Annotated in this window: 29 protein-coding genes; 2 read left to right on the forward strand and 27 right to left on the reverse strand. The window is 66.5% G+C overall.

The features are described from left to right. Positions 1–145 precede the first annotated feature (145 nt). From ACIQCM_RS05945 to ACIQCM_RS06075, 27 genes are all read right to left on the reverse strand, one after another. Entirely contained in the window at positions 146–2,197 is a 2,052-nt protein-coding gene (locus ACIQCM_RS05945; RefSeq protein ID WP_400604712.1) for a flagellar biosynthesis protein FlhA, read from the reverse strand. Continuing rightward, positions 2,194–3,318 (reverse strand): flagellar biosynthesis protein FlhB, encoded by a 1,125-nt coding sequence (locus ACIQCM_RS05950; RefSeq protein ID WP_400604713.1) that lies wholly within the window; start codon positions 3,316–3,318, stop codon positions 2,194–2,196. The genes ACIQCM_RS05945 and ACIQCM_RS05950 overlap by 4 nt, the downstream gene beginning before the upstream one ends. Beyond that, positions 3,319–4,077: a flagellar biosynthetic protein FliR gene (locus ACIQCM_RS05955; protein ID WP_400604714.1), complete on the reverse strand. Its 759-nt coding sequence runs from the start codon at positions 4,075–4,077 to the stop codon at positions 3,319–3,321. A gap of 2 nt (positions 4,078–4,079) precedes the next feature. Then, the gene (fliQ, locus tag ACIQCM_RS05960) at positions 4,080–4,355 is read right to left on the reverse strand and encodes a flagellar biosynthesis protein FliQ (RefSeq protein ID WP_400604716.1); all 276 of its coding nucleotides are present in this window, start codon (positions 4,353–4,355) and stop codon (positions 4,080–4,082) included. Beyond that, positions 4,352–5,209 (reverse strand): flagellar type III secretion system pore protein FliP, encoded by an 858-nt coding sequence (gene fliP / locus ACIQCM_RS05965; protein ID WP_400604718.1) that lies wholly within the window; start codon positions 5,207–5,209, stop codon positions 4,352–4,354. Before fliP ends, fliQ begins: the two co-directional genes overlap by 4 nt. Next, on the reverse strand, positions 5,193–5,723 hold the full coding sequence (locus ACIQCM_RS05970) for a FliO/MopB family protein (RefSeq protein WP_400604720.1): 531 nt from the start codon (positions 5,721–5,723) through the stop codon (positions 5,193–5,195). Before ACIQCM_RS05970 ends, fliP begins: the two co-directional genes overlap by 17 nt. Continuing rightward, positions 5,723–6,439, reverse strand: coding sequence for a flagellar motor switch protein FliN (fliN, locus tag ACIQCM_RS05975; protein WP_400604722.1), 717 nt, complete (start codon positions 6,437–6,439; stop codon positions 5,723–5,725). Before fliN ends, ACIQCM_RS05970 begins: the two co-directional genes overlap by 1 nt. Beyond that, complete coding sequence (locus tag ACIQCM_RS05980) at positions 6,436–7,344, reverse strand: flagellar motor switch protein FliM (protein WP_400604724.1); 909 nt, start codon at positions 7,342–7,344, stop codon at positions 6,436–6,438. The genes fliN and ACIQCM_RS05980 overlap by 4 nt, the downstream gene beginning before the upstream one ends. A 40-nt stretch (positions 7,345–7,384) precedes the next feature. After that, positions 7,385–8,179, reverse strand: coding sequence for a flagellar motor protein MotB (locus ACIQCM_RS05985; RefSeq protein WP_400604726.1), 795 nt, complete (start codon positions 8,177–8,179; stop codon positions 7,385–7,387). After that, positions 8,179–8,997: a motility protein A gene (locus tag ACIQCM_RS05990; RefSeq protein ID WP_400604728.1), complete on the reverse strand. Its 819-nt coding sequence runs from the start codon at positions 8,995–8,997 to the stop codon at positions 8,179–8,181. The genes ACIQCM_RS05985 and ACIQCM_RS05990 overlap by 1 nt, the downstream gene beginning before the upstream one ends. An 8-nt stretch (positions 8,998–9,005) precedes the next feature. Next, on the reverse strand, positions 9,006–9,284 hold the full coding sequence (locus ACIQCM_RS05995; RefSeq protein WP_400604729.1) for a flagellar FlbD family protein: 279 nt from the start codon (positions 9,282–9,284) through the stop codon (positions 9,006–9,008). A 146-nt stretch (positions 9,285–9,430) separates the two neighbouring features. Next, positions 9,431–10,603 carry a flagellar hook protein FlgE gene (locus ACIQCM_RS06000; RefSeq protein WP_400604731.1) on the reverse strand — a complete coding sequence of 391 codons (1,173 nt, stop codon included), beginning with the start codon at positions 10,601–10,603 and terminating at the stop codon, positions 9,431–9,433. A gap of 30 nt (positions 10,604–10,633) precedes the next feature. Further along, positions 10,634–11,056 carry a flagellar hook assembly protein FlgD gene (locus ACIQCM_RS06005; RefSeq protein ID WP_400604733.1) on the reverse strand — a complete coding sequence of 141 codons (423 nt, stop codon included), beginning with the start codon at positions 11,054–11,056 and terminating at the stop codon, positions 10,634–10,636. A gap of 17 nt (positions 11,057–11,073) precedes the next feature. Then, positions 11,074–12,474: a flagellar hook-length control protein FliK gene (locus tag ACIQCM_RS06010; protein ID WP_400604735.1), complete on the reverse strand. Its 1,401-nt coding sequence runs from the start codon at positions 12,472–12,474 to the stop codon at positions 11,074–11,076. Next, entirely contained in the window at positions 12,471–13,109 is a 639-nt protein-coding gene (locus ACIQCM_RS06015; RefSeq protein WP_400604737.1) for a C40 family peptidase, read from the reverse strand. Before ACIQCM_RS06015 ends, ACIQCM_RS06010 begins: the two co-directional genes overlap by 4 nt. Next, on the reverse strand, positions 13,109–13,534 hold the full coding sequence (locus tag ACIQCM_RS06020) for a flagellar FliJ family protein (protein WP_400604738.1): 426 nt from the start codon (positions 13,532–13,534) through the stop codon (positions 13,109–13,111). Before ACIQCM_RS06020 ends, ACIQCM_RS06015 begins: the two co-directional genes overlap by 1 nt. After that, a complete protein-coding gene (locus ACIQCM_RS06025; RefSeq protein WP_400604740.1) occupies positions 13,534–14,862 on the reverse strand; it encodes a FliI/YscN family ATPase in 1,329 nt (442 codons plus the stop codon). Before ACIQCM_RS06025 ends, ACIQCM_RS06020 begins: the two co-directional genes overlap by 1 nt. After that, complete coding sequence (locus tag ACIQCM_RS06030; RefSeq protein WP_400604742.1) at positions 14,859–15,497, reverse strand: FliH/SctL family protein; 639 nt, start codon at positions 15,495–15,497, stop codon at positions 14,859–14,861. Before ACIQCM_RS06030 ends, ACIQCM_RS06025 begins: the two co-directional genes overlap by 4 nt. Beyond that, positions 15,481–16,497: a flagellar motor switch protein FliG gene (fliG, locus tag ACIQCM_RS06035; protein ID WP_400604744.1), complete on the reverse strand. Its 1,017-nt coding sequence runs from the start codon at positions 16,495–16,497 to the stop codon at positions 15,481–15,483. The genes ACIQCM_RS06030 and fliG overlap by 17 nt, the downstream gene beginning before the upstream one ends. After that, positions 16,494–18,089 carry a flagellar basal-body MS-ring/collar protein FliF gene (gene fliF / locus ACIQCM_RS06040; RefSeq protein WP_400604746.1) on the reverse strand — a complete coding sequence of 532 codons (1,596 nt, stop codon included), beginning with the start codon at positions 18,087–18,089 and terminating at the stop codon, positions 16,494–16,496. The genes fliG and fliF overlap by 4 nt, the downstream gene beginning before the upstream one ends. Then, positions 18,089–18,394, reverse strand: a complete 306-nt coding sequence (gene fliE, locus ACIQCM_RS06045) for a flagellar hook-basal body complex protein FliE (protein ID WP_400604747.1) — start codon at positions 18,392–18,394, stop codon at positions 18,089–18,091. The genes fliF and fliE overlap by 1 nt, the downstream gene beginning before the upstream one ends. After that, positions 18,394–18,786 (reverse strand): flagellar basal body rod protein FlgC, encoded by a 393-nt coding sequence (locus ACIQCM_RS06050; protein WP_400604748.1) that lies wholly within the window; start codon positions 18,784–18,786, stop codon positions 18,394–18,396. The genes fliE and ACIQCM_RS06050 overlap by 1 nt, the downstream gene beginning before the upstream one ends. Beyond that, a complete protein-coding gene (gene flgB, locus ACIQCM_RS06055) occupies positions 18,786–19,127 on the reverse strand; it encodes a flagellar basal body rod protein FlgB (RefSeq protein ID WP_400604750.1) in 342 nt (113 codons plus the stop codon). Before flgB ends, ACIQCM_RS06050 begins: the two co-directional genes overlap by 1 nt. Before the next feature lie 138 nt (positions 19,128–19,265). Continuing rightward, positions 19,266–19,595 (reverse strand): hypothetical protein, encoded by a 330-nt coding sequence (locus ACIQCM_RS06060; protein WP_400604751.1) that lies wholly within the window; start codon positions 19,593–19,595, stop codon positions 19,266–19,268. Beyond that, on the reverse strand, positions 19,588–20,019 hold the full coding sequence (gene fliS / locus ACIQCM_RS06065; RefSeq protein WP_400604753.1) for a flagellar export chaperone FliS: 432 nt from the start codon (positions 20,017–20,019) through the stop codon (positions 19,588–19,590). The genes ACIQCM_RS06060 and fliS overlap by 8 nt, the downstream gene beginning before the upstream one ends. Then, positions 20,016–21,383: a flagellar filament capping protein FliD gene (fliD, locus tag ACIQCM_RS06070; protein ID WP_400604755.1), complete on the reverse strand. Its 1,368-nt coding sequence runs from the start codon at positions 21,381–21,383 to the stop codon at positions 20,016–20,018. The genes fliS and fliD overlap by 4 nt, the downstream gene beginning before the upstream one ends. A gap of 146 nt (positions 21,384–21,529) precedes the next feature. Next, a complete protein-coding gene (locus tag ACIQCM_RS06075; protein ID WP_400605435.1) occupies positions 21,530–22,402 on the reverse strand; it encodes a flagellin in 873 nt (290 codons plus the stop codon). Positions 22,403–22,678: 276 nt separating this feature from the next. Between ACIQCM_RS06075 and ACIQCM_RS06080 the strand changes: the two genes are divergently transcribed. After that, entirely contained in the window at positions 22,679–23,167 is a 489-nt protein-coding gene (locus ACIQCM_RS06080; RefSeq protein WP_400604756.1) for a flagellar protein FlgN, read from the forward strand. 9 nt (positions 23,168–23,176) lie between these two features. Then, positions 23,177–24,598 (forward strand): flagellar hook-associated protein FlgK, encoded by a 1,422-nt coding sequence (flgK, locus tag ACIQCM_RS06085; protein ID WP_400604758.1) that lies wholly within the window; start codon positions 23,177–23,179, stop codon positions 24,596–24,598. The last annotated feature ends 3 nt before the right edge of the window (positions 24,599–24,601 follow it).

A 24,601-nucleotide genomic window follows, 5' to 3' on the forward strand; every position in this document is an offset into this window, starting at 1 on the left:
CAAACTGTGTGACCCGCGGCACCGGCAATAAAACTATCAGCCGATTTTGCCGCTGATTCGTGCATAACCGCAGGTTATCCCTTGTTTTTGCGCAGGATCCGCACAGGTGCGTAACCCTCCGCCGCCGGTCCGCCGAAAACGGGCCTCACGCGGTGATCGGTTCGGCCATCCGGACCACCCCGACAGTCTCGATTCCGGTCTTCGCAGCAGTGGCTTCCTGGTAGGAAAGCACCACCAGTCCACCGGGCTGGGCGGACACCAGCCGGTGGACCGCCGGCCGCAGCGCCGGGGCGCACACCAGCACCGGTGCCTGCCCGGCCGCGTCCGCCCGCGCCAGGGCCTCACGCACAGCCGCCAGCAGCCCCTCCAGCCGGCCCGGGGACATCGTGATCTGCGTGCCGTGCTCCGAGGGCCGCATTCCCTCCAGGAGACTCTGTTCCAGGAGCGGTTCGATGGTCAGCACGGCAAGAGAGCCGTTGCTGATGTGCTTGGCGGCAACCACCGGGCCCAGGCCCTGCCGGGCAGCCTCGATCAGCCCTTCGGGGTCGGTGGAGATCTTGGCCCGCAGGGTCAGTGCCTCGTAGATCCGGGGCAGGTCGTTGATGGGCACCTGCTCGGCCAGCAGCCCCTGCAGGACCCGCTGCACCTCTGCCAGGCTCAGCAGCCCCGGAACGAGCTCCTCCACGGCGGAGGGGCTCTGCTCCTTGACGCCCTCGTTGAGCACCCGCACGTCCTCGCGGCTGAGCAGGCGCGGCGCATTCTCGGTGATGATCGCGGACAGGTGGGTCACCAGCACCGACACCCGGTCGATGACCGTGGCCCCGGCCATCTCCGCCGCATGCCGCATTTCCGACGGGACCCACTTGCCGGACAACCCGAAGACCGGCTCCGCCGTAGTGGTGCCCGGGAGGGCCTCCAGCTCCTCCCCCAGCGCCAGCACCCGGCCCGACGGCGCCTGGCCCCGCCCGGCCTCGACGCCGGCAATCCGGATCACGTAGGTAGACGCCGGAAGCTCCACGCTGTCGCGGGTCCTTACCGGCGGGATGACGATCCCCAGTTCCATGGCGATCTTGTGCCGCAGCGAACGGACCCGTGCGAGGAGGTCGTCCGAGGCTCCGGAAACGATGTCCACCAGGTCCGGTGCCAGCTGGATTTCCAGGGCGTGCACGCGCATCTGCTCCATGATCTCCGCGGTGGGGTCCGGCTTCGAGGCGGCCTGATTGTCTGGGGCTGATGCGAGGTCAGCCGCTGCCTTGCTGTCTGCCGCGGCCTTGACCCGCTGGGAGGCGAAGAGCAGGAATGCGCCCACCAGGATGAACGGCAGCTTGGGCATGCCCGGAATCAGTGCCATGACGATCGCCGCCAGGCCCGCGATCATGAGGGCATTGCGGGACTGCGCCAGCTGCGAGGAGGCCGTGGAGCCCATGTCCGATTCCGCATTGGAACGGGTAACGATCATGCCTGTGGCTACGGCCATTAACAACGCGGGAATCTGGCTGACCAGCCCGTCGCCAATGGTCAGCAGACTGTAGGTATCCAGCGCGTCCATGATGTCCATGCCGCGCTGGACCATGCCGATGGCCACCCCGCCCAGCAGGTTGACGACGATGATGATGATGCCCACGATCGCATCGCCCTTGACGAACTTGGAGGCTCCGTCCATGGCACCGTAGAAATCCGCCTCCGCCGAAACCTCTGAGCGGCGTTCCCGCGCCTGGTCATCCGTGATCAGGCCGGCGTTCAGATCGGCGTCAATGGCCATCTGTTTGCCGGGCATGGCATCCAGGGTGAACCTGGCCCCTACTTCCGCCACGCGCTCGGCTCCCTTTGTGACCACCACGAACTGGATGACCACCAGGATCAGGAACACGACGATGCCGATGATCATGTTCCCGCCCACGGTCACCTGGCCGAAAGCATCGATCACCTGCCCGGCGTGCGCCTCACCCAGGACCAGCCTGGTGGAGGCGACATTGAGTCCCAGCCGGAACAGCGTGGCCACCAGCAGCAGGGACGGGAACACGGAGAAGTCCATGGGCTTCTTGACGAACATCGTGTTCAGCAGGACCACCAGGGCGAACAGGATGTTTGCCACGATCAGGAAGTCCAGGAGCTGGGCGGGGACAGGCACCACCAGGAGCAGGATGATGCCTACGACGCCGACCGGCACCGCCAAACGGCCAAGGTTGCGGTTCATCGTGCGTGCCTTCCGGTTGCAGGGGTTTGGGGTGCCGGGACCTGATGGGAATTGATGGTGTGGGTGCCTGCCGCGGAGCCGCGCGCCTTGAGCTGCATGGTGAACGCCAGAACAGCTGCGACCGCGCTGTACAGTTCCACCGGGATCTCCTGGCCTATCTCGCAGGACGCATGCAGCGCGCGTGCCAGGGGCACATCGCGGACCAGGGGCACGCCCCTGGCCTCCGCCTCTTCACGGATCCGCAGTGCGATGTGGCCGGCCCCCTTGGCGGTGACGCGCGGGGCCGACTTTCCGGCCTCATAGCGAAGCGCGACGGCGATGTGGGTGGGGTTGACCAGTACGACGTCGGATTCGCCCACCGCGGCGATCATCCGGTTCCGGCTCATCGAGAGCTGCCGGGAGCGGCGCTGGGACTTGACCAGCGGGTCGCCGTCGGAATTCTTGTGCTCGTCCTTGACTTCCTTCTTGGTCATCCTGGTGCGCTTGCGGTTCCGGCGCATGACCACCCAGACGTCCGCGAGGGCCAGGACAATGCCCGCTGCGACGGCGTACTGGATGAGCGCACCGATGCCGCCGCCGGCCGAGGCCAGCAGAGAAGCCACCGACAGGCCGCCGGCTGTCATGAGCACCGGCACCAACCCTTGGATCACCAGGTACAGCACCAGCCCCACGACGGCCGTTTTCAGCAAGGCTTTGACGCCCTGCCAGAGCGCCTGGGTCCCGAAGTTCTGTTTCATGCCCGCCGCCAGGTTGAACTGTTCGAATTTGCCGCGGAACTTGCGGAAATTGATGCCGCCCTGGCCGGCGGCGCCGAGGAACACGGCCAGGAGAACCACGCCGAGCATCGGCAACAGGCTGGCCCCCATGGACGCGAGCCCATCCGCCAGCATTCGCAGGGCCTCGTCCGGATCCGGGTTGCGGACCGCCGCGGGGATGTTGAAGAGCTGGTCATTGGCCGCCTGTGCTGCCCTGTCCAGGGTTGATGGCATCATCAGCGCGGCGGCGCCGATGCCCAGCCACGCCGTGAGGTCCTGGGACTTGGATAACTGGCCCTTGGAACGGACCTCCTTCATCCGTTTCTCGGTGGCTTGCTCGGTGCGTTCACCGGAGTCCTGGGACATCTACCTCACCCCCGTCAGCGTGTTGACGGCGTCGCCGCTGATCGCGGCCACAACCCCGGGCAGCGCCACGAAAATCACGGCCGAAAAGATCAGTGTCAGCAGGATCTTCAGTGGGAGGCCCAGGGCGAACGCATTCAACGCCGGCGCCACGCGGGTCAGCAGGCCAAGCCCCACATCGGCCAGGAACAGCACCACCAGCAGCGGCCCGGCAATCTGCACCGCCGCCAGGAACATGCCCGTGGTGCCCCTGACCATGAGTTCACCGGCGCGGGAGAGGTCCACCGTGCCGGCGATCGGCAGCGCCGTGAAGCTCCGGGCAAGCCCGCCCAGGATCAGCTGGTAGCCGTCGCTCACGAACAGCAGGGCCAAAGCTGTCATCTGGAACAGCCTGGTGAACTGGGCACCGTTGACCATGGACTGCGGGTCGAAGGCCTGCGCGAGCTGGAAGCCACCGAACAGGTCGATCAGGTTCCCGGCGGACTGCAGCGCTGAGAACACCAGCATGACCAGGAAACCCAGCACGCCTCCGGTAAGGATTTCCATGGTCAGGGCACCCACGAAGCCGGCCGTGTCCAACGGTTCATAGCCGGGCGCCGCCTGCGGCGAGACGGCCAGGGCCAGTCCGATACCCAGCATGGCCTTGATCCGCAACGGAAAGGCGTTGTAGGAGAACGGCGGGGCGATGGCCAGGAAGGTCACCATCCGCACGGATGCGAGCATGACGGCTTCCAGCCATGCCTGGTTGAGCGGGATTTCCACGGCTAACCGTTTCCCAGCAGTGAGGGAATCTTCTCGAACAGCATCTGGGTGAACGTCACGGCTTCGGCGATCATCCAGTGCCCGGATACCATCAGGACCACCGCAACGGCGATTGCCTTGGGGACGAAGGACAGCGTGACTTCCTGGATCTGCGTGATGGACTGCAGCAGCGAGATGCCGAATCCCACGGCGAGCGCCGTGATCAGCACCGGCGCGGACAGCTTGGCGGCCAGCCAAAGGGCCTGCAGGCCGATGTCCATGACTGCGCTGGTGTTCATCCCGTTCCCGCATAACTGCCCACCAGGGCTTTGATGACCAGGCCCCAGCCGTCCACCAGGATGAACAGCAGGATCTTGAACGGCAGCGAGATCATTACCGGCGGGAGCATCATCATGCCCATGGACATCAGGGCGGAGGCGACCACGAGGTCGATGACCAGGAACGGCACAAAGATGACGAAGCCGATGATGAATGCGGCCCGAAGCTCGGAGACCATGAAGGAAGGGATCAGTGTCAGCAGCGGCACCGCTTCCGGACTGGCCGGGTTTTCCATCTCCGCCGCCCGCGTCATGAGCGCGATGTCCTCTTCCCTGGTATGGGCGAGCATGAACGCCTGCAGCGGTTTGACGCCTGTCTCATAGGCGGTGTCGAATGTCATTTCACCGTTGAGGTAAGGCTGGAGCGCAGTCTCGTTGATCAGGGTCAGGACCGGTCCCATGATGAACAGGGACAGGAAAAGCGCGAGCCCGGCCAGCACCTGGTTGGGCGGGATGGAGGGCAGGCCCAGGGCGTTGCGGGCCATGGCCAGGACCACGAAAATCTTGGTGAACGAGGACATCATCAGCAGCAGCGACGGCGCCACCGCCAGAAGCGTAATGCCGAGCAGCGTGACGATGGCGCCCGCCGGTGCACCATCGGGTCCGTTGATTTCCACGGAGAAGCCGCCGTTGGTGTCCTCCGGGGCGTTTGGATCCGCCGGAGGGGTGGGATCCACCGGGGGCAGCGGCGCGGCATGGCCGGCCGCCGATGCCCAGAGAATCAGGGCCGCGGCCACGAAAATGGCCGCAAGAAGGTGCAGCACCCCGGTGCGGGGGCGCAGGGATGAAACGGGCAAGTTAGTTCCTGGAACCATTCGTCAGGGCATCCGTGCCAGGTGTGTCGACGGCGTCCGTGCCGTTTTTCGGCGCATCTGCGCCGTTTCTCAGCGCCGCGGCGCTGTCCTGCCAGGTTTTCAGCGAAAGGATGGAACCCTCCAGCCCGGTGCGTGATTCGCGCGCGCGGCGACGTTCACGGCGCTTCCGGCTGATCGCCGTCGTGCTTCCACCCGTCTCCGCCGCCAGCGCGGCGCCGAAAGAAACAACCGGGGCTGCCTGCCCGGCCTCGGGTTTAGCCGTGCGGGCCTCGGTGCTGCCAATGACCGTCACGGACTGTTCGGTGACGCCCAGCAGCAGCCGCTGCCCGTCCGCCTCAACGATGACCACCGAGGCCTTCTGGCCGATTCCCTGCCGGGCAATGAGCTGGAGGGGGCGGGTACTTCCGACGGCGGCCCCGGCGTTCCTGCCGAAGCGCCGCTGGATGAGCCACAGCAGCGCCAGCACGGCTCCCAGCGAGAGGATCACCCTCAGCCAGAGAATCAGCTCGTCCATCAGTGGACGCCGTCGGCGATGTCGAGGATACGGGTGATCCGCACGGCGTAGTCCTGGTCAACCACCACTACTTCGCCGTGTGCGATGACCCGGCCGTTGAGCAGGACATCCGCAGGAGCGCCGGCGGAACGGTCCAGCTCAACAACGCCGCCCGGCTCCAGGTTCAGGACGTCACGGACCGACATCCGGGTCCGCCCGATTTCGACAGTCAGCGCCATCTCCACGTTGTTGATCCGGCCGAGCTTTCCGGCCATGCTGCCGTGCTGGTGCGGGTCTGCCGCCGGGACCGCGGAACCGCCGAGCACTCCATTTTCCCGGACACGGATGCCGAACCACCCGGCCGTGTTTTGCATGTCCCGAAGTTCGAACACCACCGTCCCGGGATCCGTGAACAGTGCCGTGGCGTCCTCGTTCCGGCAGTCTCCCAGGACCCCCGTACCCAGCGCGGAGCTGGCGTTCTCCAGCGCCGGGCGGAGCACGCTGGCGGCGGTGACCAGACCTGTCCCTCCTCCCGCGGGCAGGACGGAGTCGGCGTCCACCAGCGCAATGGCGATGTCCGCGGATACAGAGCCGACGAAGTTGGCGCTGACGGCGGAGCCGGCGGCGCCGGGGGGAAGGGCGGCCGTGACAGGCACGGCCGTGAGCGGAACAGGGGTGGGCAGCAGCTCAACCAGGGCGGCTGCGGCTGAGGTTTGCAGGGTGCGGTTTGCGCTCATCGGCGGGTCTCCTGGGTATTGACGATAACTGCGGCCAGCCGTGCACCGTTTGCTCCTGGCGCAGCCTGCGCCAGCGCCCGTCCTTCCACGGTGATGTCCAGCGGCCGGTGGGTGGGATGAGGCAAGGGCACCAAGTCCCCCACTGCCAGGTTCAGGACTGTGCTGGGGCGGACGCTGGCCGGGGTCAGGCTCAGCGAAACATCCACAGGCACGTAGCCCAGCTGCTCCAGCAGCATTTCCTTCGAGTTTTCCGCCGAAACGGTGGGGTTTGCCGCGCCGAGGCCTGACAGCAGCACCTCGGCGGGCATGGCAATGGTTGCATCTGCTGCGTCTTCGCCCACCCGGATGCTGAAGGCGGCCACAATCATCAGGTCCGTGGTGGCGGCCGCCTGGGCGAACTGGGAGTTGTGCTGGATGCTTTCGAGGCTGATGGCCGGTTCCATCAGGGTGCCCAGAGAGTAGCGGAGGTCCTCGAGGGCATCCTCCATGAGGCGCCGCACCAGCGAATGCTCGATCTGCGTGAATTTGCGTTCCGGCGCCGTCCGGCTCCCGTTGCCGCCCAGCATTCGGCCCACCCAGGCCAGGCCTGCGGCGGTGGGGAATTGGATAACGGCTTTGGAGTCCAGGCCCTCGAGCCGGCAAAGGACCATGGCCGTGGTGGACGGCAGCGATGCAGCATAGGAGTCGTAGGTCTGCATCAGGACGTTGCCGAAGGTCACCTGGGACTTCACCCGGACCTTGGCGGTCAGCTGGGTGCCCCACTGGCGGGCAAAAGTCTCAAAGGCCAGTTCCAGGATCCGGCTGTGCTCGCGGGCAAGGGTGGTGGGACGCCGGAAGTCATAGACTTCCACCGTCCGCGGCGCCCTTCCCCGCGGGTTCATGTGCTGCATTTCCTCTGGACTCACGGCTGCTACTATCGGCCGCGGCAGTCTTGGCGTAAGGCGGTCAGGTGGCGCGCGATTTGAGGATTCCGGGAATCAGCGCACGGACCGTTTCGCTTTCATCCGAGAGGACCACGACGTCGGTGCGCCGGTTGAGCCTCAGTTCGTCCGCCGTTTTGCCGGGCGTTAGCGGACGCGCGGAGCCGAACCCCACGGCGCGGATGCGTTCCGGCCTCACACCACCCGGCCCGATCAGGTTTCGCACCACGTTGGTGGCGCGTTCGGAGGACAGTTCCCAGTAGCGGGGATTCGGCGCGTCCACCCTGGCCGTGTGACCTTCGACCGCCACCTCCCGCCCGGTCGGCGACACAACAGGACGGATGGTATCCAGCACCTGAACGGTCTGGTCCGTCAGTTCCGCGGAATCCGGGCGGAAGAACGCCTCGGCACCGACCAGGCGGATGCTCAGTCCGCGCTCATCGATGGCAAACCTGACCGCATCCAACAGGCCCTCCCGGGCAAGGTCCTTGCTGATACGGGCCTTGATGGCCAGCAGTTCGTCCGTTTCGGCCATGGCCAGTTCGAGGTCTGTCATGCCCTCGAGTTCGGCGTTGACTTTCTCGGGGGTCACCACCACGCCCTCTGCGGTGTCCACCTTGCCCTCATTGACCACCCCGAAACCGCTGGCCAGGGAATTCTTCAACTTCTCGAATTTTTGGGCGTCCACCGAGGACATGGCGAACAGCACGATGAACAGGCACATCAGGACGGTGACCATGTCCGTATAGGAGGCCATCCAGCGTTCGTCAGGATGCTCTTCCGGTGGGACGTAGGCCTGCCGTCCACGCCGGCGGGACATCAGGCGGCATCCTCAAGTGGCGGCGCGCCGTCCTTTGCCAAGGACTTCTTACCGGTTCCTTCCTTGGGCAGGGCGTGGGCCGGAACCATGGCCCGCAGCCGTTCCTGCAGCAGAAGCGGCTGGCTGCCGGCCTGGATCGCCAGGACCCCCTCCATCAGCAGCTGCATCCGGGCCAGTTCCAGCTCGTTGACCTTGGCCAGACGGCTGCCGAGCGGAAGCCAGATGAAGTTGGCCGACAGCAGGCCCCAAAGCGTAGCCACGAAGGCGGCTGCGATCATGTGGCCCAGTTCGTCCGGGTTGGAGAGGTTCTCCAGGACGTGCGTCAGGGATACCACGGTCCCAATGATGCCGATGGTTGGCGCGTAGCCGCCCATGCCCATGAAGAACTTGGAGCAGGCGTGGTCAGACTTCGCCTTGGTGGCGATTTCGTCCTCGAGCATGATGCGCAGGTCTTCGCCATCCGTGCCGTCCGCAACGTTCTGCAGGGCGCCGCGCAGGAACGGGTCCTCCTGCTTGCCGGCTTCCTCCTCGAGTGCCAGCAACCCCTCGCTGCGCGCTTTCTCCGCGAGGACCACAATCTGGTCGATGCTGTCCTGGGGTTTGGTGGTGCGCCCCATGAACGCCTTGGGCAGGGAGTTGAAGGCCCGGAGCGCCTCACGCATGGTGGTTCCCGCCAGGCCCACCGCCAAGGTACCGCCGATGACCATGATCATGGGTGCAGGGAGCAGGATCGAGGTCACGCTGGAGCCTTCGAGCGTGATCATGGCGTAGAGCGAGCCGAACGCCAGCAGCAGGCCGATTATTGTTGCGGGATCCATAACTACTCTCAGTGTGTGGGCGGCTGCTCAGCCGCGGGGGCCGGCGGGACGATGCTCAGTGGCCGCGCCCCTGGCTCCGGGGCGCGCACCGGAAGGTCACGGGCTGCCGCCAGGACCCGCGCACGCCAGCCGGCGATCAGGTCGATGACGGCGTCCAGCGGCTCCGTGACGATGTACTTGGCCCCGTCCACCATCACCAGCGTGGTGTCCGGACTGGCATACATGCGTTCGATCAGGTCCGGGTTGACGGCAAACTGTGCACTGTTCAGACGGGTTACAACTATCACGGGGCCCACTCCTGCATTCCGAGCCCGGCGGGCTGTCCCACTAAACTCTCGGCAGCCAAGGACCAACCGTTAGCATCGGGGTCTTGTCCACTTCGGGGCCTTGCGCGGCCGCCTTAACGCTTCTACGTGGACACGAACCCCAAGCGTTACCGCTTCAGGTTGGTCAGTTCCTGGAGCACCTCGTCGGAGGTGGTGATGATGCGCGAGTTCGCCTGGAAGCCGCGCTGGGCCACGATGAGGTTGGTGAATTCCTGCGACAGGTCCACGTTGGACATCTCCAGGTATCCGCCGGCGAGGGTCCCCACGCCGGGGTCCCCGGCGCTGCCGATTACGGCGCCGCCGGAGTTCGGTGTGGAGCGGTAACCGGAGTCACCGGCCTTTTCCAGCCCGCCCGGGTTGGTGAAGGTGGCCAGCGCCACCTTTCCGACCGCTTCCCGGGCGCCGTTGCTGAACGAGCCTACGATGGTGCCGTCCGGCGACAGGGTGAAGGACTGCAGCGTGCCGGCGGCGCGCCCGTTCTGGCCGGTGCTGACCAGGGTGTTCAGGCCCGCGTAGCCGGTGACGGCCGTCAGGTCCACCGTGATGCCGCCGACCGTCATGGTTCCCCCGCCGGTCTGCTTGCCGTTGGCAAACGCAAGGTTCGTTGCCCCGGTGGCGCCCGCTCCGTCGTCGCCCGTTACTGCCCAGCCGCCGGCCGTGCGGCTGAAGGTGAGCGCCATGGTGCGGACCCTGCCCGTACCGTCAAAAACGTCAATGTCCCGCACCAGCTGTGTGCCGACGGCGCTTTCGGAAGGCAGGTTTCCGCCCATACCCGCCGCTGTGGTTGCCGTGGCAGGCGCCGTCTCCCGCGGGTCAGCGGTCAAATTGCCGAGGGCGCCGCCGGTGGGAACCTTGCCGTTGACGGCTTTCCAGCCCTGCAGCAGGGCGCCGTCCGGGGTGACGAAGCGGCCCTGCGCGTCGAGGTCCAAGGCACCGGCGCGGGTGTAGAACTGCTCGCCGCCCTTGCGGGTCACGAAGAAGCCGTCACCGGAAATCATCATGTCCGTGGAGCGGCCGGTGGACTGGGCAGAACCCTGTGAGAAGTTGGTGGAGATGCCCGCCACCTGGACGCCCAGTCCCACCTGCGCCGGATTGGTTCCGCCCACCGTGGGGCTGCCGGAACCTGCACCCTGCGTCATCTGGGACAGGGTGTCCTGGAACTGGGTGGCCGAGGCCTTGAAGCCGGTGGTGTTCACGTTGGCGATGTTGTTACCGGTGACGTCCAGCATGGTCTGGTGCGAGCGGAGTCCGGAAATGCCGGAATACAGGGAGCGGAGCATGGTGTGCCTTTCGAAAGGGGATTCGTGAAGTTAGGAAGCGCCGGCGGCGATGCCGGTCACAGCGTCGAGGGCGACGGCCTGGCCGTCAACGGTGACCGTGGGTACCTTGCCTGCGTAGGAGACGGAGGTTGCCACGCCGGTGGCGGGCCGGCCGTCGGCACCGGTGTAGCTGACTTGTTGCCCGATCAGGGCCGCCGCTGCGGAGCGCATCTGCAGGGAGAAGTTCTCTTTGGCGTTGTTTGAGAGCTCGTTCAGCTTTTCCATCATTGCCAGCTGGGTGGTCTGCGCGATCATTTCGTTGGTGTCCATGGGTGAACCGGGGTCCTGGTTCTGCAGCTGCGTGACCAGCAGCTGCATGAAGACCTCTCCGTCCATGGCCTGCTTGGGGGCCCTTGCCGGGGCCCCTGTGTAGAGGCCCGCGTCCCGGGCGCCCGTGACAGCTTCGATTGGCATGCTTGGTTCTCCTTACTTCAGGCCAGTACGTCGAGGCCGCTTGTTCCGGCATGCCGGAGGTGGGGGTGGGGGTCCTGGTCTGGGCGGGCGGCGGCAGTAACGGCTTGGAATCGCCCCGTACTGTTGCCCGCCCGTTCGCCGGGCCGGTCGCGTGGCCCGCTCTGCCCGCCGTCGTCCGGGCCGCTCCGGGCCGAGAGGTCCAGGGTGGTGCCCAGGCCTGCCGCGGCGAGGTCCCGCTTCAGGTCCTGCAAGATGGACCTGAGGGCTTCGCGGCCGGCGTCGTTCGGGGCGAACAGTTCCACCCGAACGAGTTCCGCGCCAATATGCGCCCGGACGGTCACCGGGCCCAGGTTCTCCGGCGTGACGCTCAGCGTCATGGTGTACTGACCGGGCTTCCCCGCGGCCAAAGAAAACACCGGGCCGGCCAGTTGTCCCGTTAGCGTCGGGTGGGCCGCCTGCACCGGCCATGCGCCCGCCGTAGGGGCCGGAGCGGGCGCCGGCGGGAGCGCCGGACCGGGTACAGGTCCGGGTACCTGCGCAGGTACCCCGGAATCGGGTACGACGGCGGGTTGGGCCGGGCGAGCCTGCAGCTCGCCTCCGGGGGCCGTTGGGTTTGCCGCCACGGCGCCTCCCAGGACAGGCCCGGAAGCAGGTGCGCCGCTGGGAGTGGTTCCAGGCACGGCAGCACCGGCTGCACCCGCCCCACCGCCCGGTGAGGCGGCAGTTTGTGGCGTAACAGGAGGGTTCGAAAGCCCCGGCGGAACTGTGTCCAGGGCCGTTGCGGCCTCGGCCGGCGCTTCGGCGGCCCGCCTCGTGCCGGCGGGAAAAGCGGGACCCGTCGGGCCGACTGGAACGACAGACCCAGCCGGGACATCGGACGCCCTTCCAACGCCGAACGACAGTGCTGCTGCCGCTGTGCCGGCGGCGGCGCCGGCGCCGTTCGCCGCTGGTTGCCTGGCCGCCGTCGTGCCCGATGCCTCCACGGCGTTCGGCACTTCCTGAGCGTGAGACGCGCCGGCGCAGCCCGCCGGAGGCCCGGGCGCCGACGGTTCCGGGGCTGTGGCCGCCCAAAGCCCGGCAGCTGGTGGATCCGCGAGGTGCGTAACCGCTGCCGGGCCTGCACTGGAGACCGTGCCGGCCTGCGCTGTTGTGGCAGCAGCCTCGGCCGGCACGGCCTCACCTGATTCGGACGCCTGCACGGAGGGTGCGGATGCGCCGGGCTCAAGTCCGGCGCCCTCCATCCCGCGGTTCCGTACGGTGTCCGGGGAGCGGTCCCCGCTCCCCTGGTGCTCAGAAGGCCCTGCTGCTAGAGCCTTCTGCATTTGGACGCCGAAACCGGCGTCCCCCGTGCCCGCTGGTTTGTCCTTGCGGGGCATCGGTCCTGGTGTCCCCGGTCGGGACAGGTCAATGGTCATCATCGGAGTGCACCGGCCATGAGGGGTGACCGGGCTCCGGCGTCGCCGGCCGGCAGGATGCGGCGGATGGCCGTAACATTGGCGTCGTTTTCCCAGGCGTCGCGGACCTGGATGGTCTTCCCCGGCTGCGGGGCATCGATGGCTTTGCCGTTCCCCAGGTAAAGGGCAACATGGCCGCCGTTGAAGCTGAAGAGCAGGTCGCCGGGCTTTGCCTGGGCCATGGAAGGAACGGCGGTGCCTTCCTTCATTTGGTCCCAGGTGACACGCGGCAGTTCGTAACCAAGGTCGCGGTAAACGTTCTGCACGAAGGATGAGCAGTCCAGGCCGACGGCGGGGTCGTTGCCTCCCCAGATGTAGGGCAGGCCGGCGTATTTGGCGGCCGTCTCGCCGATTTTGCCCGCTCCGGGTGCCGGGGCCGCCGGCGCTGGGCCCAGGCCGGGCGCGCCCGGTGCCACAATGCCCGGCATGGACGCGGTCAGGGCTTCGAGCGCCTGCCCGAACTTAGCGGGGTCGGCGGGTCGGCCAGGGGCGGTTCCGGCGCTGGCCGGAAGCTGCTGCACCGGAGGAGTCAGCTCCGACATCCGCGTCAGCGCCGTACGGATTTCCTGCATTCGTCCCAGGGCTTCGACCATTGGCATCAGTGCTGCCCGCCGATCTTCCGCCCGCGGAGCGCGAGCTCATCCAGGCCTATTTGTTCAGCGCGCAACGCTTCGCCGCGGGCGGCAGCCTGGTGCCGGGCCTCCAGCTTTTCAATGCCGGCCGCTTCCAGACGCGCCTGCAGGTAATTTTCCTGGGCTTCGGCGGCGGCAGCCTGGTGTTCGACGGCGAGCGCGTCCAGGGTGGCGAGCATGCTGCGGGCCGAGGCCCGGGCCGCCGCAACAGCCAGCAGGGCAGGCGTGCCACTGGCTTCGCTGCTGGTCGAGTCCAGTTCGTGGCGGGCGGCCCGCTGCCGGTCCGCGTGCAGCCCGGCAGCCTGGTTCGCTGCCGCCAGCGTGCCGGCGGCTGCATCTTCCTGGAGCCGGCGCAGCCGCATCAGGCCCGCAAGGGGGAAGGATCGTGCCATCAGGAATCTCCGAGGGTGGTGGTGAGGTTGATCAGCTGCGCCCAGGCTTGGTCTGCCGGGGTGCTTTCGTTCATGGGTTGCTGGAGGAACGCCGCGATGGCTTCCTCATGGTCCAGGGCAGCGTCAACCAGCGGGTTGCTGCCGCGGGCGTAGGCGCCGACGTCGATCAGGTCCTGCGCCGCGGTCCGCGCCGCCATGACCTTCCGCAGTTTCGCCGCAGCGGCCGAATAGTCACGCGGGTTGACCTTGGCCGCCAGCCGCGAGATTGAAGCCAGCGCGTCCACGGACGGGAAGTGCCCTGCTACTGCCAGGCGGCGGTCCAGGACCACGTGCCCGTCCAGGATGGAGCGGGCCGCGTCCGCGATCGGTTCGTTGTGGTCATCGCCGTCCACCAGCACCGTGTAGACGCCGGTGATGGAGCCCTCCCGGTCTGTTCCGGCGCGTTCCAGCAGTTTTGCCAGCACCGAAAAGGTCGACGGCGGGTACCCGCGGGTGGCCGGCGGCTCGCCGACGGACAGGCCGATCTCACGCTGGGCCATCGCCACGCGGGTCAGGGAGTCCATCATCAGGACGACGTCGGAGCCCCCTTCCCGGAACGCCTCGGCGATGCGGGTGGCTGTGAAGGCTGCCCGCAGGCGCATCTGGGCGGGTTCGTCGGAGGTGGAGACCACGACGATGGACCGGGCCAGGCCTTCGGCTCCGAGATCGTCCTCGAGGAATTCGCGCACCTCACGGCCGCGCTCCCCCACCAGGGCGATCACCGACACCTCGGCGTCCGTGCCGCGGGCAATCATGGACAGCAGCGAGGACTTGCCAACGCCGGAGCCGGCGAAGAGGCCAAGCCGCTGGCCCCGGCCCAGGGTGGTGAGCGTGTCGAGGACCCGGACGCCGGTCTGCAGCGGGGTGCTGATCCGGGCGCGGTGCATCGCGGATGGCGTGGGGTGGTCCAGCGGAACAAGCGCGTCGGCGCGCAGCGGGCCCTTGCCGTCAATAGGCCGGCCGAGGCCGTCGATCACCCGGCCCAACAGCCCCCGGCCGGTGGGTACCAGCAGCGCCACGCCCTTGGTCCGGACAGGATCCCCGGCGCTGATGCCGGAGATGTTCCCGAGCGGCATGCACCGCAGGCCAGCTGCCGATACGGCGACCACTTCGGCGTCGACGCCTTCGCCGTCACCCACGGTCACCAGGTCACCGATTGCGGCGTCAAGGCCGGCTGCTTCGAGCCCGAGCCCGAGGACCGAGGAAACGATGCCAACCCGTTGGGGCCGGGCCGCGCCGAGCGCAGCAGTAAAGTTGGCGCCCCGGGGCCGCCAGTCAAGGGCTGTCACGGCGCACCCACCGCCAGCGAAGTCTTGGCCCGGGCCAGGGCGGTGCCGATCTTGGCGTCCAGGAAACCGTGGGGAAGTTCCGCTATGGCATCGCCGGGGCTGAGTGCGGGGTCGGGGATGAGTACGACGGCGGTCCGGCCCGGTTCGTTGCCCAGGTCCACGCCGGTGGCCGCCGCACGCTCCAGGACCGCGAGGTCCTGCGGGTTCATCCGGATGCTGACCGGATCAAGCCCCTTGCTGCCGGAGAGTGCACGGTCCAGCGCTGCCCGGGCCGCCTTGGAGCGGTCGGCCAGCTCATAGCCCAGGACGGCTTCGGCGAGTTCGACAGCGGCAGCCACCAGGGTTTCCTCCGCAGCCGAGACCGTGGGAAGGATACGTGCATCAAGCGCCGCGGCCGCGGACTGCAGGAGCCCGGCCAGCTGCCGGGCCTCCCGCTGCTGCTGGTCGCGTCGGACAGCGAAGTCGGCTTCCAGTTCCTCCAGCCGGCGCAGGCGCTCGGTTTCGGCGGCACGGAGTCCGGCGGCGTAGCCGGCGGCGTGCCCGTAGACATACCCGTCGTCGCGGCTTTCCGGCTCCGGCCGGCGCAGCTGCGGAAAGGCCATCTGGGTGAATCCGTCCTCAGTAGACAAAGGCATCTTCGTCGCCCCTGCGCACGGTGATGGAACCTTCGGCTTCGAGCTCGCGGATGGACCGGACGATCTCGGAGCGGGCTTCCTCGACCTGGGATGCCCGGACCGGGCCCATGGAACTGATCTCGGATTCCAGGATTTCCAGGTTGCGTTCGGATACGTTCGTGTGGATGGCCTCGAGGACGGCCGGGCTGGCGCCCTTCATGGCCAGCGCCAGCACGGAGACATTGACGCCCCGCAGGATGCGCTGGATGTCGCGGCGCTCCAGTTTGACGATGTCGGCGAAGGTCAGCATGCGGGAACGGATCTCCTCGGCAAGCTCCGGATCAAGGTCCTGCAGGCCGTCCAGGACAGACCTTTCGGTGAGGACGTCGGCGCGGTTGATGATTTCCACCAGCGGCTGGATGCCGCCCACGGCGTCGACGTGTTCCGGTGCGACGACGGCCCGGGCGCGTGCCTTGAGTGTCTCAGCTACCGCCGCCACGGCTTCCGGAGTGGCGGTGCCCATGGTGGCGATGCAATGCGCCACTTCAGTCCGGACACCGTCCGCCAGCCCGGACATGACGGCGGACGCGGCGTGGGGCGGGAGGTGGGCGAGGACCAGCGCGATGGTCTGCGGCAGCTCGCCATCGAGCATTGCAATGACCTGGCCCGGCTCCGCGTTGTCCAGGAACTCGAACGACTTGCCCGCCATTGAGGACGTCAATCGGTCCATCACGCCGGCGGCGCGCTCCGCACCGAAGGAGGCTTCCAGGAGGCCGACGGCGAATCCCTTGCCTCCGTGGGCGTGCCGGCGGCCGCTGACGGTCAGTTCATGGAATTCGGTGATGACGCTTTCGGCGATGCCGGCATCGACCCGCCGCAGCTTGACGATCTCCGCGGCGATCTCCTGCGCCTCGCTCTCAGAGAACTGCTGCATGACCAGCACGGCTTTGTCCTGGTTCATCTGCATCAGCACGACCGCGACCTTTTGGATCCCGGTCAGCTCTTTTTGGGCAGTACTCATACCGGTTGCCTGTCATCGATAAGGCTGCGAAGGTATTCCGCGGTCCGTTCCGGGTCGCTGCCGGCCAGAGCGTCGATCTGGGCGCGTTTGAGTTCAATGTCGGCTGTTTCGGCCGGGGGCACCGGCAGTGCCTGGATATCGATGGCCGCAGTGGGCGGATCGAGGGCAATTGGGGCGGGGACTGTCACGAGTTCCGGCTGGGCGTCGTAGCGTTCGCCCAGGTCCACCGGTTCCCTGAGCTGGTGCCGGGAGCGCCGGGCATAGAGGATGGCGGCCAGGAGCATGAAGAGGAGGACGCCGGCCACGATGATGGCGGTGCGGATGAGTCCGGCAATCCTTTCTGCGTCGGCTGCTGCGTCGGCTGCTGCCAATGCCTCCGCTGCGGCATCTGCCCCCGCGGTATTGAAGGGAACGACCTGCACCGTGACCTCGTCGCCGCGGTCCGCGTTGATGCCGGCGGCCGCCCGGACCAGGTCGGTGATGCGGCCGACATCGATTCCGGCGGCCGCGGCGTCATTGACCGCCACGGAGACGGTTTGGCGGTTCAAGGTACCGGCGGGGATTTTCCGTGATTCGGTGACCTTGTTGACGGCGTTGTTGCGGGTGCTCTCTTCTGAGTTGAATGTCCCGCCGTCACCGTTACCGCCAGGGACGGCAATGTTGTCCGGGCCCAGGACCCCGGCCGCGGGGCCGCCGGTGCCCTCGTAGGTTTCGGTCCTGGTGGACTCGTTCAGGGCCAGGTCTTCCTGCGGCGAGGTGAAGGCCTCTTCAACCCGTTCAGCGGATTCGCGGCTGATGTCAGCGGCCACGGCGACAGTGGCGTTGCCGGGGCCCACCACGCGGTCCAGCATGGTCTGCACCGAATTCCGGACATTTTCCTCGTAATTGGCCGCCTGCTTATCCGCTGAGCCTGTGGCCCCGGCACCCACGGCCGAAAGGACGGTGCCCTTCGAATCGATCACGGCCACGCTCTCAGGCTTCATGCCCTCGATCGAGGCAGAGGTGAGGTGCACGATCGCCTCGATCTGGTCCGTGCTCAGCGTGACTCCGTTGCGGGTTTCCACGAAGACGGACGCGGTGGGGTCGGCCTTTTTGGAGACGAAAACAGTCTCTTCCGGGATGGCGAGCCGCACGGATGCCTTCTTCACGCCGTCCAGGGCAGTCACAGTGGCGGCCAGTTCGCCCTCGAGGGCGCGCTTGTAGGTGACGGACTGCTGGAACTCGGAGGACGTGACGCCCATGTCGTCAAGCAACGCATAGCCGGTGGCTGCCGCGGAGGGCAGGCCGGCGGAGGCGGCCTTGAGGCGCTGGTCGTACACTTTTTCCTCGGGGACCAGGATGGTGCTGCCGCCGGCGCTGAGTTCGTACGGAACGCCGTCGGCCCTCAGCTGCTCGACGATGGTGCTGGCATCGGATGCCTGAAGGCCGGAAAAAAGCGGCGTGTATGAAGGCTTGGTCAGCATCGCGGCCAGGGCAAATCCGCCAAGGGCAAGGAGGGCGACGCCGAGAATCACTAGGGTCCGCTGGGCTACGCTGAAGCCTTGGACTACGCCGCCTGCCCGCTGGAGCAGGCCGTTAATCTTTGGTGGCATCAGGCCTGCATCCTCATGATCTCGTTGAAGGCGTCAACGCCCTTGTTCCGCACGGCGGCGACAAGCTCCAGCGTCACCTGCGCACGGGTGGAAGCGAGGGTGGCGGAGTGGATGTCGTCAAGGTCTCCGGTCACGGCCTTGATGGCGAGGTCTTTGGACGTGGACTGCAGTTGCTGAAGGTTGTCGATGGCGCCCGTCAGCGAGGAAGCGAACCCTTCGTCCCCTCCGGAACCGACCGGGGCGGCAGGCGTGAGATAACCGGTGGGCGCGACAGGCTCGACGGCGCCAATAGGGCTGATGGGCATCAGGATTTTCCGATCTGGAGTGCGGCCTGGTAGGTCTCTTTGGCCCGGTCAACTACTGCCGCGTTCGCCTGGTAACCGCGCTGGGCCATGATGAGCGAGCCCATCTGTTCGGCCATGTCGATGTCCGGGTAACGAACGTAGCCGTCCTTATCGGCGAGCGGGTGGTCCGGCTGGTGCACCATGCGGCCCTCGGCGTCGCCCCATTCGGCGCCGGTGACATAGACACCGGCATTGCCCTGCCCGGCCTGGGCAAGGACGTACCTGGCCTGGAAGGCTGCTCCGTCGGTGGAAGAAGCGTTGTTGATGTTGGCGAGGTTGTCCGAGACGGCGTCGAGCCATTTGCGGTGAACGGTCATGCCGGTGCCGGCGATGCCGATGGCGTCGAAGGTCATCAGTTGGTCCTCATCGCTGAGCGCACTGCGGAAAAGGTTCCTTCGGCGGCTTGGGCGGCGAATTGGTAGCGCAGGACGGTGTCGATGTTGGAGAGCGTTTCTGTCTCCAGGTTGACGTTGTTCCCGTCCAGCCGGGTGGGTTCCAGGGAACCCTCAACGCTGGCCTGGACGTGACCGTCACCGGCTTTGACGGAACCTGCCAAGGCTGCCTCGAACGCAACACGCTTGGCCTTGAAGTTCGGTGTGTTGACGTTGGCGATGTTGTTCGCAATGGTGCGCTGGCGTAACGCCAGCCCGTCCAGCGCGCTTTCCAGCGCCACGGCCGATACCGAATTAAACACAGAAGCCCTACTTGTGCAGAAGTTACAGGCGGCCGATCCATGGCCCGGGAGGTGAGGCATCCTTGCTCACCTAGTTCTATCGGCACAGCGTCCGGGCACGTAAGCCGCATCCAGTGATTTGTTACCCGTCGGTTGGGTCTAGCCTTCGACGTCCAGGTAGACCGACTGCAGCGGCGCACGGACGGAGGGTATGGCGTCCAGTGCGGCCAGGTGTTTTGCGGCGTCTTCTTTAGCGTGTTCCAACGCCCTGAGGGCGTGCCGCTGGGCGCTGAGGATCCGGGCGGCCCGCTCTGCCAGGCGGGCAGGTAGCGGGCCCAGGTCCTGCGGCGCTGTCCACGGCTCCATGGCTTCCGCAGCCTCGCCGGCAGCACCCGCATTTTGCGCGGCCTGCACGTCCGCTTCGAAGTCTGCCAGCAAGGAATCCCAGCCGGCACCCATCCCGGTCTTTGGGGCTGGCGCTTCAGGCAATGCCCAGGCTCCCGCCGGACGCCATCATTGGAGTGCCGGCGGGCAGCTGAGCTGCGGCTTCGCGCCAGGCCTGCTGCAGCGGCTGCAACAGGCGGATGGCCTCGCGGGTGCGGTCCGCGTTCCGGTGGAGGTTGGCGGAGACCAGGGCTGAGGATACGTAGTTGTAGATGCCCAGCAGGTTGTCGGCGCCGTCCCACGCAGTGGTGTCCAGGGACGCGCTGAGTTCGGCGATGATGGCCTGCGCGTGCAACAGATTCTCGGATGCAACGGCCCAGTTGGCGCCTTCCTGCGCGGTTTCCGCCCGGCCAAGGTCCAGCAGCAGCCGGTCATAGAGCATGGTGACAAGCTGCGCCGGCGTTGCCGAGAGGATGGCCTCACGGCGGAGCTGCTCACGCTGCCGGTTGAACATTGCGGCCGTTGTCATGATCCTTGGTCTCCTTGGGGAAGGGTGGCAATCTGTGAGGCGAGCCAGGCCGACTGCGAGTTCATGCGGCTGATCTGCACTTCCAGTCCCGAGTAGATGCGCTTGAGCGTCTCCTCGCGGGCAGCGAGCCGGTCGTCCCATTTCAGGATCTGGTCCTGCAGGTTCTTTACGACAGACTGGCGCCCATTGATGCTGGCTGTGATCAGCCCCGTGTATCTGTCTGAAGTGACAGTGGCAGCGGTTTCCACCCGACCGGCGATGGTTTGGAGCGTGGACTCCACGAGCGCGGGATCCGCTGCGAGCGCCGCGGAGAACTTTGCCGCGTCGAAGGTGAAGTTTCCGTCCTTGGTGATCGCGATGCCGATCTCCGCGGGCGATCTTCCGCCAACCGGCTGGGAGGCGGCAGCCAGCAGCCGTTGGTTGGCGTCACGGACGGTGCTGTCGCCAGTAAAGTTCCCTGCCTTGGTGCCGGCCGATCCGGTCGCCGGGGTGACGGCGCTGTTGGACTTGATGTACGCGAAGATTCCGTTGAGGGCGCTGACCAGGTCCTCGGCCTTCTTTGTAATCTGCTCGTTGTCTCCGGCTACGGTGACGGTTACAGGCGCGGTTGGCACGGAGGCGAGCGTAACGTCCACCCCCGGCAGCAAACCCGTGAAGGTGTTGGACGACGACGTGATGGCCTGCGCCGCGCCGGTTCCGGCCCACAGGGTGACCTGGGCGTCCTGGCCCGTCTTGATGACGGCCGCGCCGGGCTCGGCGAAGAGATCGGTGGCGGTGCCGGCGTCGAGGTCGGCGGTGTTGCCGCGGTAGGCGGTAAAGGACCCCGCCGCCCCGGAAGTTTTGGAGGTCAGCTGCAGCCGGTATTCCCCGTTGCCGGTGGAGACCTTCATGGCGGTCACACCCGCCGTCGCTGAGGCGTTCACGGCGGAGACAACGTCGTCGAGACTGGTGGATGCTGCGGCGACCTCGGTGCGGGTGCCGTCGGCCCCAACGAACGTCAGCACCGGCGGATCGTTTGGCCAGACAGTCATGCTGGCTGTGACACCCGCATGGGCCTGGGCCAGGCGGTCTACCGTGAAGTCCACAGAGCCCGCGGTGGCGCCGGCGCCGGCTTTGGCGGTCACGCCCTCGCTGCTGGATGTTGCAACGAAGAGGTCCAGCGCTCCGGTCTTCGCGGTGGCCTTGCTCAACTCGGCCAAGGACGCAATCTTCGCATTTAGCGTCTGCAGGGACGTCACCATGCTCTGTGAAGCGGAGACCTTATTTTTGAGCAGCGTCTGCGGAATCGCCTCGATCCGCATTAACGAGCTGATCAGGCCGGTGGTGTCCATGCCCGTGGCGAGGCCGGGTAGTGCGATGCCCATAAGAAGTCCCTTGAAGTACTAGGTAGCGGCGCTGGTACTGAAAGCGGCGCTGGTACTGAAACCGGCGCCGCCTGCAGTGGCCAGGAGGATCCACAGCTCGCCCCTGGCCACCGTTGGCGGCGTCCGGTTATACCGGGCTAGCGGTATTAGCCCAGCAGCTGCAGGACGCCCTGGTTGGACTGGTTTGCCTGCGCGAGCATGGCGGTTCCGGCCTGGGACAGGATGTTCGAGCGGGTGTAGTTCACCATCTCGGCAGCCATGTCCGTGTCGCGGATACGGGACTCGGCAGCGGTCAGGTTTTCCTTGGACACGGCGAGGCTGTTGATGGCCGACTCCATGCGGTTCTGGTTTGCACCCAGTTCCGAGCGGCCCACCGAAACGTTCTTGATGGCAGTATCGATGAGCTCAACAGTGGCCTGTGCCGTCGCTGCGTCGGTCACATCGAAGTTAGCCGCATCGGTGCCAAGGGTTCCAGCAGTGCCACCGGTGACGCCGTTGACAGCCGTGGCCAGATCCAGCATGTCCACGGAGATGGTGGACGCCGCGTCCCCTTCAGCACCGACCTGGAAGCTCAGGCTTGCAGGTCCGGTGGTGGCGCTTGCCTGGAACAGGTTGATGCCGTTGAAGTTGGTGGACTCAGTAATGCGGGAAAGCTCTGCGCCCAGCTGGTCGGCTTCGTTCTTGATTGCGGCGCGGGAGTCGGCATTGTTCGAGTCGTTAGCACCCTGCACAGCGAGGTCACGCATGCGCTGCAGGATGCTGTGGACCTCGGTCAGTGCGCCTTCAGCTGTCTGGATGACGCTGATGCCATCCTGTGCGTTGCGGGAAGCGACGCCCAGGCCGTTGATCTGCGAGCGCAGGCCCTCGGAGATGGAGAGGCCGGCGGCATCGTCCGCGGCGCGGTTGATACGCAGGCCGCTGGAAAGCTTCTCCAGCGACTTGGACAGGTCGTTCTGCGTGCTGGACAGGTTGCGGTACGAGTTAAGTGCCGCGATGTTGGTGTTGATCTGCATACCCATGGTGAATTCCTCCGTGATGTGGGTGAACTTGAGCCGCTCCGTCCATGGGGCGGCGCTGTGGACTATCGCCCGCACGCACCGTTCCGTTAGTAGGCGTGCCACATTTTCTTTAACCGGTTTGCTCGAGTGTTCCCGGTGGCCGGGTTCCTTTCTTTAACCGGTTTGCTCGAGTGTTCCCGGTGGCCGGGTTCCTAACGGCTGGTGAATACAGGACGATGGTGAAAGGCGTAGGAAGTGCGGCAGGCATCACTGCACTGGCATTCAAGGGAGTTGAATATGCGTGTGGCGGCCAATGAACTGTCGGCACTGCTCTGGCGCGAACGGGAGCTCCTGGGACTCCTTACCTTCAAGCTGGAAGAAGAACAGCTGCTCTTAACCACGGGCAACACCAAATGGCTTCACCACGCCACCCGCGAGGTGGAACAGGTGGTGGAGCGCCTGCGCTCCGAGGCGCTCTCGCGCGAGGTGGCCGTGGCGGCACTGGCGGCCGAGTGGAACCTCGGCGAACAGCCCACCCTGCGGGACATTGTGTCGAACGCCCCGTCCGGCCCCTGGGCGGAGATCTTTGAAGGCCATTTGAAGGAACTGCTCGCCCTGACCGCACGGATCAAGGAACTCCGTGACGCCAACGAGGTGTTCCTGCGCGCGGCCATGAAGTCCACGCAGGAAACGCTTGCTGGCCTCCGCGCCGACGCCGGGACTTACGACTCCCTGGGCGCCCCTTCCCCCACCTCTGGAACGTCCACTCTGGACCGGCAACTCTAAAGGAAAAGCGTGAGCACATTCAGCGGCCTTAACACCGCGTACACGGGCCTGTCGGCCGCCCGGCAGGCACTCAACGTCGCGAGCCAGAACGTGGCCAATGCGGGCACTGAGGGATACACCCGGCAGCGGTTGGAGACTTCCGCCGCCGGTCCGGCGGGCCGCACGGGCCTTTTCGCGGGCGCACCCTCCGCCGGACAGGGAGTATCGGTTGATGGCATCGCCCGCCTCGGTAATGCCTACCTCGACGCACGCGCCCGGTCGGGCGCCGCAAGCGCCGGCTATACCGCGGTCCGCGCCGAAGTCCTCATCTCCCTCGAAGATGTACTGAATGAGCCCGGGGAGAACGGCCTCAGCGCCCAGCTCCAGCGTTTTTGGGGAGCTTGGCAGGACCTGGCCAACCAGGCCGGCGAAGCCGCTCCCACCAAGGCCGTGCTCCAGGAAGCCGGCGCCCTTGCAGCGCAGCTCGGCCGTGGATACGGGGACATCGATGCACTCTGGAGCCGCACACGCTCCGGCGTATCCGGTATGGCGGACCAACTCAACGCTGCGGCAGCGCAGGTGGCAGACCTGAATATCCGCATCCGCACCACACTCTCCGCCGGGGGCTCGGTTAATGAACTCATCGACCAGCGAAGCCTCATCACCGCAGACATCGCCTCCATGGCCGGTGGCACGGTCCGGGACAACGCGGATGGAACCGTGGACGTCTTCATAGGCGGCAACACCCTTGTGTCGGCAGATAGGTACCGCACCGTCCAGGTTGCAGGATCCAACCGGATGGAGGGGGCTTCCACCGCCCGGGTCCAGCTGGAATGGACGCACCGCCCGGGCTCCGCCGTCGGACTGGAAAGCGGTGAAATGGCCGGATCTCTCTCGCTGCTGGCCCCGGCCAGCGGCGGCTCCGGGGGCGCGATCGCAGAAGCGGCGGCCTCTTACAACGCCTTCGCGGAAAAGTTGTCCAGCACTGTGAACACCCTGCACCGCGGTGGCAGCAGCGTGAATGGCAGCACCGGCCTGGACTTTTTCAAGTTTTCCCCCGGACTGGCTCCAGCGGCCGGCTTGGGCGTGGTGCCTACGGATGCCTCCGGCCTCGCCACGGGCAGGGCGGGAGCTGGACCGTTCGACGGCGGCAACGCCGACGCAATCTCGCAAATCAATGCAGGCGCCGATTCTCCGGACGATGCCTGGAATACCTTCGTGATCCAGCTGGGCTCCGCCGCCCGCGCTGAACTTCAGCGCGGCGTGCTGGCGGAGGCAGCGGCAAACACCGCCAAAGACATGCAGCTGTCCCAGGCGGCAGTGAGCCTGGACGAGGAAAACGTCAGTCTCCTGAGTAACCAGCACGCGTACCAGGCCGCCGCGCGGGTGATGACAGCCATCGATGAAATGCTGGATGTCCTCATCAATCGAACCGGGCTGGTGGGAAGGTAACCC

This window comes from Pseudarthrobacter sp. NPDC092439 (genome assembly GCF_044754945.1).
In the GTDB taxonomy this organism is placed as follows: domain Bacteria; phylum Actinomycetota; class Actinomycetes; order Actinomycetales; family Micrococcaceae; genus Arthrobacter.